Origin of the sequence: Komagataeibacter europaeus LMG 18890 (assembly GCF_000285295.1) — a bacterium.
GTDB lineage: Bacteria > Pseudomonadota > Alphaproteobacteria > Acetobacterales > Acetobacteraceae > Komagataeibacter > Komagataeibacter europaeus.
The window spans coordinates 17,708-29,590 of the sequence record NZ_CADP01000035.1; the positions used below are offsets into that span (position 1 = coordinate 17,708).

Consider the following 11,883-nt stretch of genomic DNA (forward strand, 5'->3'; position numbering starts at 1 on the left):
CCTGTCGGTGGTGTGGCCGAAAATGAAAGACAGAGACCGCCCCGCTAACGGGGCGGGACTAAAGTGATTAAAGAGGGTTCGATGGCAGGAGCACGTCCCATACTGATAGCTGACGACGATCAGACTTTACGTCAAATGCTCGTTGAACAGCTGCAGATTGATGGTGAATTTGAAGCGATCGAGGCCGGCTCCGTCGCCGAGGCCTGGGAAAAGCTGCAGAAACCGGGGGCGCGTTTCGATGCGATCATCCTCGATGTGTCCCTGCCCGATGGGGACGGACGCGATTTCTGCGCCGACCTGCGGCGCAAGGGCAAGCGCATTCCCATCATCATCCTGACCGGTTCCGATGACGAGACGGACGTGGTGCGCGGCCTTGACGCCGGTGCGAACGACTACGTCGCGAAGCCGTTCCGCATTGCCGAGCTTCTGGCCCGGCTGCGCGCGCAGATGCGCATTTTTGAAAACAGCGAGGACGCGGTCTTTGCGATCGGGCCGTACATCTTCCGCCCGTCCGCCAAGCTGTTGCAGGAAACGGCCAAGAACCGCCGGATCCGCCTGACGGAAAAAGAAGCCGCGATCCTGAAGTTTCTGTACCGCGCGGGCACGCGCCCCGTGCCACGGCAGGTGCTGCTGAACGAGGTCTGGGGCTATAACGCCGCCGTGACCACGCATACGCTGGAAACGCATATCTACCGCCTGCGCCAGAAGATCGAGCCCGATCCCACCAACGCCACCCTGCTGGTGACGGAAGGCGGCGGCTACCGCCTTGATCCCGAAGGGGGCAAGACCGCCATCGCCTGATGGGTGATGGCCCGCACATGCAGGTTATCTGACGGGCCGCCCGGTTTCGGGCGGCCCGGTCGCGTTTGTGGGGGGGCGTTCAGGCGTCCAGGTCGATCATGACCGGCACGTGGTCCGATGGCTTGTCCCAGTCACGTGCCGCCCGCAGCACCTGCATGTCGCGCAGGGCGGGCTGCAGGTCGGGCGTGATCCAGACATGGTCCAGCCTGCGGCCACGGTTGGATCTGCTCCAGTCGCGGTTGCGGTAGGACCACCACGTATAAAGCTTCTCCGTCGCGGGAACGAAGTGGCGCATGGCGTCAACAAAGCCGGTCTGCTGCCATGCCAGCAGGCGTTCGGTTTCGGCGGGCGTGTGGCTGACGATCTTCAGCAGTTGCCTGTGGCTCCAGACATCCTGTTCCAGCGGGGCGATGTTCAGGTCGCCCACCAGCACGGTGCGCCGCATGTCGCGGCCGGAAAACCATTCCCGCGCTTCTTCCACAAACGCCAGCTTGTGCGCGAATTTCGGGTTTTCCTCCGGGTCGGGAATGTCGCCGCCCGCCGGCACGTAGAAATCATGCACGTCAATCGCGTCAGCGCCCGTACCATGGCGTACGGCAATGTGGCGGCAGTCACCCCGCTGGCACCAGTCGGGCGCATCCTCCAGCACGGTTACGGGCTGGCGTGACAGGATCGCGACCCCGTTATATCCCTTCATGCCGCGGAACACGACGTGGCCAAAGCCCAGCGCGCGCACCGCATCAAGCGGGAACAGGCTGTCGGGCACCTTGGTTTCCTGCAGGCAGACGATATCGGGGGATGTGTCCTGGCACAGCCGGGCCAGCAGCGGCATCCGCAGGCGGAGGGAATTGATATTCCATGTCACAATACGCATATCGGGTGCATTGCCGATCGGGCGCGGGCTGACAAGAATATTTTTGTGCGCCCGTGGCACCGTGCGAGACGAAAACAGGAACGAATTACAAAAGGCGGCTGATATTCCGCGCAAAATGGAAACCGGGTTTTCCACCACGGAGATGCCACAATTTGTCCACCTGTGGGGTTGACAGGGTGGATTTGGGTTCACGCGGGGCAGGATTTTTTTTCCGGCCATCAGGTGGTCGGATATAGTGTTTTGAAAACAATAGGTTATCGTTAGTGATGTTTTTTTGGGCAATCCAAGTGCAGGAAAGGAAAACCGCCATCCGCACGTTTTTTTCTGCTGCTGCTCCACAGACTTATCCACATTATCGGTGGATGAACGGCTGCCATCCATGACAACCGCCGTTTCGACCGCCCCCGTTCAGCCTCCCGCCCGGCCGGTCGGGGTGGAGGCGATACACCACGCCCTGCAGACCATGCCGCAGTCGCCAGGCGTGTACCGCATGCTGGGGCCAAAGGGCGACGTGCTGTATGTGGGCAAGGCGCTGAACCTGAAGAAGCGCGTCACGTCCTATACCCATGTCAGCCGCCTGACCGAACGCCTGCGCCGCATGGTGTCCGAAACCCGCAGCATGGAAATCGTCACCACCCATACCGAGGCCGAGGCCCTGCTGCTGGAGGCCAACTATATCAAGCGCATGCAGCCCCGGTACAACATCCTGCTGCGCGATGACAAAAGTTACCCATGGATCATGCTGACGGACAAGCATGATTTTCCCCAGATCAGCAAACATCGCGGCAAGCCGGTGAAGGGGGCGTCATACTGGGGGCCGTTCGCCTCCGCCTGGTCGGTCAACCAGACGCTTAACCTGCTGCAGCGCACCTTCCTGCTGCGCTCGTGCTCCGACAGTGAAATGCAGGGCCGCACGCGCCCGTGCCTGCTGCACCAGATCCACCGCTGTTCCGCCCCATGCACGGATCGTATCAGCCGCGAGGACTATGCCGAACTGGCGGGTCAGGCGCGTGACTTCCTGGCGGGCCGGAACCCGCACATGCGCGAACAGCTTGGACGCGAGATGGAGGAAGCGGCCGGCGCGCTGGAGTTCGAGCGCGCGGCGGCGATACGCGACCGCATACGCGGCCTGTCGGCATTGCAGCAGGATTCCAGCGTCATCAATCCCTCCACCGTGACGGATGCGGACATCATCGCCATCTGGCAGATCGCGGGGCAGTCGTGCATTCAGGTGTTCTTCATCCGTGCCGGGCGCAACAACGGCAACCGCGCGTTTTTCCCCGCCCATGCGCGTGACGAGAACGCGCCCGACGTGCTGGCCGCCTTCATCGGGCAGTTTTATGATGACAAGCCGCCACCCGCCCATGTGCTGGTCAATCAGGACCTGCCGGAACTGGATGTGCTGGCATCCGCGCTGACCCTGCGCCGGGGCCGCAAGGTCGAGATCACGCACCCGCAGCGCGGGGAAAAGCGCGGCGTGATCGAACATGCCGAAATCAACGCGCGTGAGGCGCTGGAACGCAGGCTGGCCGAAAGTGCGGGCCAGGCGCGGCTGCTGCAGGGGGTGGCCGACCTGTTCGGGCTGGACGCGCCGCCGCGCCGGATCGAGACCTATGACAACAGCCACATCCAGGGGGCCAATGCCTATGGCGTGATGGTGGTCGGCGGGCCGGAAGGGTTCGACAAGCGCGCCTACCGCAAGTTCTCCATCAAGGGGCCGGTCACGCCGGGCGATGACTTCGCCATGATGCGCGAGGTGCTGGAACGCCGCTTCCGCCGCGCGCTGAAGGACCGCGAGGAAGGCGTCCGGCCGGAGGACTGGCCCGACATCCTGCTGATCGATGGCGGGGCGGGGCAGTACACCGCCGTGCGCGGCGTGCTGGATGAACTGGGGGTGACGGGGGTGACGCTGGTGGGCATCGCCAAGGGGCCGGACAGGGATGCGGGCCGCGAATGGTTCCATACCGAAGGCCGCGCACCCTTCCAGCTGCCGCCGCGCGACCCGGTGCTGTATTACCTGCAGCGCCTGCGTGACGAGGCGCACCGCTTTGCCATCACCACCCACCGGGCCGGGCGGTCCAAAACGCTGGTGCGCTCGGAACTGGACGATATTCCCGGCGTTGGACCTGCACGCAAGCGCGCGCTGCTCAAGCATTTCGGCTCGGCGCGCAGCGTGCGGCAGGCTGGCCTGGGGGAACTGGAAAATGCACCGGGCATCAATCGTGACATGGCGCGCGCCATATACGGATATTTTCATCCCGACTGGACAGGAGAGTGATCGGCTGTCATGCAGATGTGAGCATATGGCCTGCCTGATAGGCAGTATCAGTATTTCGGTTTTTCCACATTCTTGGCTATAGCAGTACCAGCATGCTTACCGACCTGCCCAATCTCCTGACCCTGTCCCGCATCGTCGTGGTCCCTATCGTCGTCGGGCTGGTCGTCATCCATACGGCGCAGACCGACTGCGCGGCATGCGTCCTGTTCATACTGGCGGGCATTACCGATTACCTTGATGGCAAGCTGGCGCGGGCATGGAACCAGAATTCCGACCTGGGCCGCATGCTCGACCCCATTGCGGACAAGCTGCTGGTGGGGGCGTCGCTCATGGTCATGGCGGGGCTCGGGCGGTTGCCATATGGCTGCCTGTATCCGGCCATCATCATCCTTTCGCGTGAAATCCTGGTCAGCGGGCTGCGCGAATACCTGGCGGCAACCCGTGTCGGCCTGCCGGTCACGCGGCTGGCGAAATGGAAGACCGGGTTCCAGATGACCGCCATCGGCTTCCTGCTGGCGGGCGACAGCACGGCCGTCCTGCTGCATATCGGCTGGCTGCCGGTTGATGCGATGGGCGCGGTCATGATGTGGATCGCTGCCATCCTGACCCTGATTACGGGGTGGGATTACCTGTCCACCGGCCTGCGCCATGTCAGCCGCGGCACGCCGGGGGCCACGAAATTATCTTCCTGACCTACATGAAAAATTAACGCGCGGCGTGGTTGCTCTCTCCTGTGCGGGTCGTCTGGCCCGCCTTGTGCCGGACAGGTCAGGGGGAGGAGAGGATACGGTGCGCAATGCAATGGTACTGTCATTGCTGGTAGGGCTTGCGGGGTGTGGCGGCTTTGGCCATATCCTGTCCGACAATACGGAACTGCCCGGCAGCCTGCCCAACACCCCACGCCTCGAGGTCGAGAACATGCGCCGCGTGGCGGGGCAGGCGCCACAGGTGCTGCCCATACTGCCGCAGGAACGCAATGTATGGCCGGTCGTGCGCCCGGGTCAGTCGGTGCTGGCCGCGATGGGGGCGGACAGCGTCCCCACCGCCGGTGCGCGTTCGCAACTGGTGGAACGCGAGGTCGACCTGCCCGCGGGGGGTGAGATGCAGATCGGCAACGATGCGGATTCCGATGGCGACCCGGCAGCGGGGGCGCGCGTTTCCGGATTGTCTTCAGGGCCATCGGCGACGCATAAGGGCGTATCGGATTCAGCCATTGTCGTCCCGAACGGCGATGGCACAAACACCGTGGTCGCGTCCGACGGCACGGTTCAGGAACAGCAGGCGCCATGACGGGCACAGGCCGCATGGCAACGCCGTGGCACACAGGGAGATGACACCGGAATGCTGCGCATTCTCTATTTCGCATGGTTGCGGGACCGGCTTGGCCGCCCTGGCGAGACACTGCCCATGGGGGCGGGTGTGCATTCCGTGCAGGACCTGATCGACCAGTTGCGCGCGCGCGGCGGGCCGTATGGGGAGATATTCGCGAAACCCGAACTGATCCGTGTTGCCGTGAACCAGAGTTTCGCCACGATTGACGCCCCTATTGCCGCCAATGACGAAATTGCCTTCTTCCCGCCGGTCACGGGGGGCTGACACCATCATGCCCTGCGTTACGGTCCGTGTTCAGGCGGAAACATTTGATGTCACCCACGAAACCGCCCTGCTGCTGCGTGGACAGGACGAAGTGGGGGGCGTTGGCGCGTTTACCGGCATTGTCCGCGGGGGGGACGGGCTGGTGGCGCTGGAACTGGAACACTACCCCGGCATGACCGAGTCCATGATGCGGCGGATCGCCGAATCGGCCTGTGCGCGATTCGGCCTGACCGGCTGCACCGTCATCCACCGCGTGGGCCGGCTGGCGGTGGGCATGCCCATCGTGCTGGTGCTGTGTGCCGCGGCCCACCGCAAGGCGGCGCTGGAGGGGACGGATTTCATGATGGACTGGCTCAAGACCAGCGCACCCTTCTGGAAACGCGAGGAATTCGCAAATGGACGCAGCGAATGGGTCCAGCCGCGCGCGCATGATGATGCGGCGACGGCACGGTGGGGCACGCTGGGGGCATGAAGGGGGAGGGGAGAAAATTTAAAAAATATTCTCGCCCATTCCGTACTTGACCCAAGCTTGTCCGCTGATTCGGAAGATCAGTCCACAATTTGTCCCCACACATTATGTAGTGCAATCCGGTACCGTTTACTCCATATATAGGGGGCAAAATCATAAAACCTCACCGCGCCGCACAGGATCGAAAGGCCCTGCGCGTCAGCGTGAGCCGATTACGGAGAATGTAAATGGTCCTGGATGACGTATCTGGAGGCATGTCCGATCGTTCGGCCAGCGAGGACGGGACCATCCGGGGAAAGGACAGTACGACGATGTCTGATATGCCTGACATGCTGGATAGCGTGGTGCAGCTGCCGGGCCACCATCCCGTGCGCGTGGACCATTCCCGTGATGCGCTGCTGACGGCATTTGGCAAGGCGACGCTGGACAACCGCTACCTGCTGCCCGGTGAAAGCTATCAGGACCTGTTTGGCCGGGTCGCGTCCTATTACGGGGCGAATCCCGCCCATGCGCAGCGGCTGTATGACTATATCTCGCGTCACTGGTTCATGCCGGCGACGCCGGTGCTGTCCAATGGCGGCACCACGCGCGGCCTGCCGATTTCGTGCTTCCTGAACGAAGCCAATGACAGCCTGCGTGGAATCGTGGACCTGTGGAACGAAAATGTCTGGCTGGCGTCCAAGGGCGGCGGCATCGGGTCGTACTGGGGCAACCTGCGTTCGATTGGTGAAAATGTCGGCCGCAACGGCAAGACATCGGGCGTCATTCCGTTCATCCGCGTCATGGACAGCCTGACGCTGGCGATCAGCCAGGGGTCGCTGCGGCGCGGGTCGGCTGCGGTCTACCTGCCGGTCTGGCACCCCGAGATCGAGGAATTCATCGAACTGCGCCGCCCCACCGGTGGCGACCCCAACCGCAAGGCGCTGAACCTGCACCATGGCGTGCTGGTGTCGGACGCGTTCATGCGCGCGGTGGCGGATGATGATGAATGGGCGCTGCTGTCGCCCAAGGACAATACGGTCATCCGCAAGATTTCGGCCCGTTCGCTGTGGATCCGCATCCTGACCGCGCGGATGGAGCAGGGGGAGCCGTACATCATCTTCTCCGACCATGTGAACAACGCCCGTCCCGAGCACCACAAGCTGGCGGGGCTGGAGGTCAAGACATCCAACCTGTGCGCGGAAATCACCCTGCCCACCGGCATGGACCAGCACGGGCGCGAACGTACGGCGGTGTGCTGCCTGTCCTCGCTCAACCTCGAGACATGGGATGAGTGGAAGGACAACCCGCAGTTCATCGAGGACGTGATGCTGTTCCTTGACAATGTGCTGCAGGATTTCATCGACCGCGCGCCGGACGACATGGAACGCGCGCGTTACGCCGCCATGCGCGAACGTTCGGTGGGCCTGGGGGTCATGGGCTTCCATTCCTTCCTGCAGGCCCGCAACGTGCCATTCGAAAGCGTGGTGGCCAAAAGCTGGAACCGCCGCATATTCAAGTATATCCGCACGCAGGCCGATGCCGCGTCGCGCAAGCTGGCGGAAGAACGCGGGCCGTGCCCCGACGCCGCCGATTATGGCGTGATGGAGCGTTTTTCCAACAAGATGGCGATTGCGCCCACCGCGTCGATTTCCATCATCGCGGGCAACGCCAGCCCGGGGATCGAGCCAATTGCCGCCAACGTGTTCCTGCAGAAGACGCTGTCGGGGTCGTTTACGGTGCGCAACCGCCACCTTGACCGCCTGCTGACGGAAAAGGGGCAGAACACGAATGAGGTCTGGTCCTCCATCACCCTGAACAAGGGCAGCGTGCAGCACCTCGATTTCCTGACCCAGCAGGAAAAGGACGTATTCAAGACCGCGTTCGAACTGGACCAGCGCTGGGTGATCGAACACGCGGCCGACCGTGCGCCCTTCATCTGCCAAGCGCAGTCGATCAACATCTTCCTGCCTGCCAACGTACACAAGCGCGACCTGCACCAGATCCACTACATGGCGTGGAAGCGGGGGGTGAAATCGCTGTATTACTGCCGTTCGCTGTCCATCCAGCGCGCCGACGCTGTAAGCGACGGGCAGGAAAAGCGCGACATGACGAAAAAGGAAGGCGACGCCCCGGCGACGCCAGCCACCACGACCACGGATTATGAGGAATGCCTTGCCTGCCAGTAAGGGCGGGGTATTTTCATGTATTGTTCAGGTTTTATTTATAAAATTTCCTGCCGATGAATGATCATGGCGGTCTAAAACAGGGCTGTTACCCCATGGGTAACGGTCCTTTTTCGTGTCGTTATTTAGTGTGGACACTGTCTTGACTGGCTGTTTATTGTTCGGATTGTCGGGATTCTGCCCGACGGCCCGGATTCACGTAACAGGACAGGCATGGCCATGACCGATAAAGCCACCGGCGCAGATGCCCCGACGCAGCCCGCACCCAGCCTGCTGACCGCCAATCCCGTCTACAAGCCATTTCGTACCCATGGGCCTATGACGCATGGCTGACGCAGCAGCGTGTCCACTGGCTACCTGAAGAGGTGCCACTGGCGGATGATGTGAAGGACTGGCACCGCACGCTGACGGAAAGCGAACGGCATCTGGTCACCCAGATCTTCCGATTCTTCACCCAGTCGGACGTGGAGGTGAACAACTGTTACATGAAGCACTACAGCCAGGTGTTCAAACCGACTGAAGTGCTGATGATGCTTTCGGCGTTTTCGAATATCGAGACGATCCACATTGCCGCCTACAGCCATCTGCTCGATACCATCGGCATGCCCGAGACCGAGTATTCCGCATTCCTTAAATATAAGGAAATGAAGGATAAATATGACTACATGCAGCAGTTTTCGGTTGGCGATAACTACCAGATTGCCCGCACGCTGGCTGCCTTCGGCGCGTTTACCGAAGGGTTGCAGCTGTTCGCGTCGTTCGCCATCCTGCTGAACTTCCCCCGGCATAACAAGCTCAAGGGCATGGGGCAGATCGTGTCATGGTCGGTGCGCGACGAATCGCTGCACTGTGATTCGATGGCGCGGCTGTTCCGGGTGTTCGTGCACGAAAACCCCGAAATCTGGACCGATACCCTGCGCGATGACATCCGCCAGATCTGCCGTGATATTGTCGAGCACGAGGACGCGTTCATCGACCTTGCGTTCGAGATGGGCGCGGTGGAGGGGCTGGATGCGGGGCAGGTGAAGCAGTACATCCGCTTTGTCGCCAACCGCCGTCTGGGCCAGCTTGGGCTGGACGGGATTTATGATATCGCCACCAACCCGCTGCCATGGGTGGATGAAATGGTGAACGCGGTCGAACACACCAATTTCTTTGAAAATCGCGCCACGGAATACAGCCGGGCCTCGACGACCGGGTCATGGGACGAAGCGTTTGCCTGATTCGCGCATGGGCATCAGGACGGCAGGGGCGCGCCGTCCTCCAGCACCGCGCGGGCGGCGGGGGTGAATTCGCCGCTGGCTTCATGCAGCGTCAGGCCGGGCAGCATTTCGCTGCCCGCGCGGGAATTCGCGCGTCCCTGCACCAGCACGATCCGCGCGGCATGTCCGTGGCGGGGCCAGAAGGGGCAGATCCGGATGCGGCCCAGCCGCGCGTTCTCCATCGCGGCAATCCCGGCCGACAGCAGGCTGGCGGGCAGGGCGAGCGTGAGGGTGCCATGGTGGCGCAGCTGCGCCGCCAGCGTGTCCACCCATTCCCCCAGCGCGCCCGCGGGCAGGCGGCGGGCCAGGTCGCGCTGCATATGCGCCGAAGCCGACGAATCATGCCCATGCCATGGCGGGTTGGCAAAGGCATGGTCGATGCGCCGTATGCCCGGTCCCGTCAGCAGCGGGTCATCGGGCAGGGCGGGAATGCCGGCCACGCGCACGCGCAGGTCGTGTCGCCCGTTTAGGGTGAAATTGTGCCGTGCCAGCGCGGCGGTGGCGGGGTCACGTTCCAGCCCGACTCCCGCAAGGCGGGGCACCCGATTCGTCAGGCACAGCAGCCCTGCGCCCGCGCCGCACCCACCTTCCAGCACGACCTCTCCAGCCCGCGCGGGGACAAAAGCAGCCATCAGAACCGGTTCCAGTCCGGTCCTGTTTCCGGTGGGAAACTGGCGATAGACCACCTTTCCACCCAACAGGGTGCCCGTTGTGACGGGGGCATGACCCATGGGGAAAAGGGGGGGCGTATCATCAGCCTCATGCCGTGTGTGTGTGTGGTCTGGCTTGACCGTTATTCCACCGCCGCCCATATACTCATATCTATGTTCATACATTCGGAACCGGGAGAGTAACCTTTTGGCCCTAGCAGTTAGTCTGCCGGAATCCGACGAAACGGCAAGTCAGAAAGACGAAAGGGCTCGCCGCCCGATGGCAGATGGATCAGAAGTCGCCCTGCGTGACCTGTCGGACTATCTCGCAGAGGACATGGCCGCGTGTAACCGCGCCATTGTCGAGCGGATGGACAGCCCGGTTGCGCTCATTCCCCAGCTTGCGGCCCATCTGGTCGCCGCAGGTGGCAAGCGGCTGCGCCCGCTGCTGACGCTGGCGTCGGCCCGGCTGTGCGGCTACCGGCCTGATGCCACGCACCAGCGGCATGTGGCGCTGGCGGCATGCGTGGAGTTCATTCACACCGCAACCCTGCTGCATGATGACGTGGTGGATGAAAGTTCCCTGAGGCGTGGCATGGCCAGCGCGAATGCGGTGTTCGGCAACAAGGCATCTGTGCTGGTGGGGGACTTCCTGTTCGCCCGTTCTTTCCAGCTCATGACGGATGATGGCTCGCTCAAGGTCATGAATATCCTCTCATCCGCTTCCGCCACGATTGCGGAAGGGGAAGTGCTGCAGATGTCCACCCAGAACGATCTTTCCACACGGATTGACCAGTATCTGGAAGTCATTCATGGCAAAACTGCGGCACTGTTCGCCGCAGCGTGTCGCGTGGGCGCGGTCGTGGCCGATCGGGAAGGGGCGGAAGAACACGCCCTGGAATCCTACGGCACCAATCTGGGCATGGCGTTCCAGCTGGTGGATGACGCACTGGATTATGCAGCCGACCAGGCCCGTCTGGGCAAGACGGTGGGCGATGATTTCCGCGAAGGCAAGATCACCCTGCCGGTGCTGGCAGCCTATGCCGCCGGGTCGGAAGAAGATCGCGCCTTCTGGCATCGTGTGATCGAGGAAAGCGAGCAGAAGCCCGAAGACCTCGACCATGCGCTCAGGCTGATCGAACAGACGGGGGCCATCCGCATCACGCTTGACCGCGCGACGGAATACGCCACGGCTGCGCGTGAAGCCCTGTCCATCTTCCCCCCCAGCCGCCTGCGCCAGTTGCTGCAGGATACGGCCAGCTACACCATCAACCGCCTGCGTTAAGCGGGTAATTCACGGATAAAAGTTTTTGGGTGCCGCCTTTTTCAAAAAAAGGCGGCGTTCTTTTGACGCCCTCTCAGAGACCGTTTGAAAAGTTCGCCCGGAAAACATTCAGCAATCATAAGGAAGTTTTTGGTGAAGCTTTTTTCAGGGTCTGTTGGGAATTGTGCTTTTTCAAAGTCACCAAATGTGATTCAAAATCCGTATGGATCGCTTCGTACTGACAGACGCCCAATGGGCGAAAATGGAACCGCTGTGCCTTGGCAAGAAAACGGATCGGGGGCGCAGCGGGCAGGACAACCGTCTTTTTATCGAGGCGGTCTTATGGATTGCCCGGACCGGCAGCCCATGGCGGGACCTTCCGACGTATTTCGGGCATTGGAACTCGGTCTATTCCCGTTACAGCGACTGGATGAAAGCCGGTGTTTTCAAACGGCTTTTTGAAGCGGTCTCTGACGAGGCCGACATGGAATATGCGATGATCGACGGCACGGTGGTCCGGGTTC

11 protein-coding genes and 1 pseudogene are annotated in these 11,883 nt (G+C 62.1%); 10 read left to right on the forward strand and 2 right to left on the reverse strand.

Features of this window, described 5'->3' with window-relative positions:
• Positions 1 to 81 precede the first annotated feature (81 nt).
• The gene (locus GEU01_RS11395) at positions 82 to 801 is read left to right on the forward strand and encodes a response regulator transcription factor (RefSeq protein WP_026018684.1); all 720 of its coding nucleotides are present in this window, start codon (positions 82 to 84) and stop codon (positions 799 to 801) included.
• Positions 802 to 880: 79 nt separating this feature from the next.
• Here the strand turns inward: GEU01_RS11395 and GEU01_RS11400 are convergent, their stop codons facing one another.
• Positions 881 to 1,675: an exodeoxyribonuclease III gene (locus GEU01_RS11400; protein WP_010508021.1), complete on the reverse strand. Its 795-nt coding sequence runs from the start codon at positions 1,673 to 1,675 to the stop codon at positions 881 to 883.
• A 379-nt stretch (positions 1,676 to 2,054) separates the two neighbouring features.
• Here GEU01_RS11400 and uvrC point away from each other — a divergent pair, with 379 nt between their 5' ends.
• The 7 genes and pseudogenes from uvrC to GEU01_RS22655 all read left to right on the forward strand — a co-directional run bounded on the left by uvrC (position 2,055) and on the right by GEU01_RS22655 (position 9,406).
• The gene (gene uvrC / locus GEU01_RS11405) at positions 2,055 to 3,953 is read left to right on the forward strand and encodes an excinuclease ABC subunit UvrC (RefSeq protein WP_042710842.1); all 1,899 of its coding nucleotides are present in this window, start codon (positions 2,055 to 2,057) and stop codon (positions 3,951 to 3,953) included.
• 92 nt (positions 3,954 to 4,045) lie between these two features.
• Positions 4,046 to 4,645 (forward strand): CDP-diacylglycerol--glycerol-3-phosphate 3-phosphatidyltransferase, encoded by a 600-nt coding sequence (pgsA, locus tag GEU01_RS11410; RefSeq protein WP_010508023.1) that lies wholly within the window; start codon positions 4,046 to 4,048, stop codon positions 4,643 to 4,645.
• Between the two features lie 25 nt (positions 4,646 to 4,670).
• Positions 4,671 to 5,243 (forward strand): hypothetical protein, encoded by a 573-nt coding sequence (locus GEU01_RS11415; protein WP_232272505.1) that lies wholly within the window; start codon positions 4,671 to 4,673, stop codon positions 5,241 to 5,243.
• Between the two features lie 51 nt (positions 5,244 to 5,294).
• Positions 5,295 to 5,549: a molybdopterin converting factor subunit 1 gene (moaD, locus tag GEU01_RS11420; RefSeq protein WP_019086186.1), complete on the forward strand. Its 255-nt coding sequence runs from the start codon at positions 5,295 to 5,297 to the stop codon at positions 5,547 to 5,549.
• Positions 5,550 to 5,556: 7 nt separating this feature from the next.
• The gene (locus tag GEU01_RS11425; protein ID WP_019086187.1) at positions 5,557 to 6,021 is read left to right on the forward strand and encodes a molybdenum cofactor biosynthesis protein MoaE; all 465 of its coding nucleotides are present in this window, start codon (positions 5,557 to 5,559) and stop codon (positions 6,019 to 6,021) included.
• A gap of 224 nt (positions 6,022 to 6,245) precedes the next feature.
• Positions 6,246 to 8,186, forward strand: a complete 1,941-nt coding sequence (locus tag GEU01_RS11430; protein ID WP_019086188.1) for a ribonucleoside-diphosphate reductase subunit alpha — start codon at positions 6,246 to 6,248, stop codon at positions 8,184 to 8,186.
• Positions 8,187 to 8,402: 216 nt separating this feature from the next.
• Positions 8,403 to 9,406, forward strand: a pseudogene (locus GEU01_RS22655) (ribonucleotide-diphosphate reductase subunit beta).
• Positions 9,407 to 9,420: 14 nt separating this feature from the next.
• Here the strand turns inward: GEU01_RS22655 and GEU01_RS11440 are convergent.
• On the reverse strand, positions 9,421 to 10,176 hold the full coding sequence (locus GEU01_RS11440; protein WP_019086191.1) for a tRNA1(Val) (adenine(37)-N6)-methyltransferase: 756 nt from the start codon (positions 10,174 to 10,176) through the stop codon (positions 9,421 to 9,423).
• Positions 10,177 to 10,375: 199 nt separating this feature from the next.
• Between GEU01_RS11440 and GEU01_RS11450 the strand changes: the two genes are divergently transcribed.
• Positions 10,376 to 11,380: a polyprenyl synthetase family protein gene (locus GEU01_RS11450; protein ID WP_010508033.1), complete on the forward strand. Its 1,005-nt coding sequence runs from the start codon at positions 10,376 to 10,378 to the stop codon at positions 11,378 to 11,380.
• Positions 11,381 to 11,582: 202 nt separating this feature from the next.
• On the forward strand, positions 11,583 to 11,883 hold a 301-nt coding region (locus tag GEU01_RS11455), incomplete at its 3' end, for an IS5 family transposase (RefSeq protein WP_039794389.1).

Excerpts from the sequence above, each read along its gene's own strand:
- GEU01_RS11395 (WP_026018684.1), top strand. The coding sequence starts at position 82 with ATGGCAGGAGCACGTCCCATACTGATAGCTGACGACGATCAGACTTTA.
- GEU01_RS11400 (WP_010508021.1), bottom strand. The coding sequence starts at position 1,675 with ATGCGTATTGTGACATGGAATATCAATTCCCTCCGCCTGCGGATGCCG.
- uvrC (WP_042710842.1), top strand. The coding sequence starts at position 2,055 with ATGACAACCGCCGTTTCGACCGCCCCCGTTCAGCCTCCCGCCCGGCCG.
- pgsA (WP_010508023.1), top strand. The coding sequence starts at position 4,046 with ATGCTTACCGACCTGCCCAATCTCCTGACCCTGTCCCGCATCGTCGTG.
- moaD (WP_019086186.1), top strand. The coding sequence starts at position 5,295 with ATGCTGCGCATTCTCTATTTCGCATGGTTGCGGGACCGGCTTGGCCGC.
- GEU01_RS11425 (WP_019086187.1), top strand. The coding sequence starts at position 5,557 with ATGCCCTGCGTTACGGTCCGTGTTCAGGCGGAAACATTTGATGTCACC.
- GEU01_RS11430 (WP_019086188.1), top strand. The coding sequence starts at position 6,246 with ATGGTCCTGGATGACGTATCTGGAGGCATGTCCGATCGTTCGGCCAGC.
- GEU01_RS11440 (WP_019086191.1), bottom strand. The coding sequence starts at position 10,176 with ATGGGTCATGCCCCCGTCACAACGGGCACCCTGTTGGGTGGAAAGGTG.
- GEU01_RS11450 (WP_010508033.1), top strand. The coding sequence starts at position 10,376 with ATGGCAGATGGATCAGAAGTCGCCCTGCGTGACCTGTCGGACTATCTC.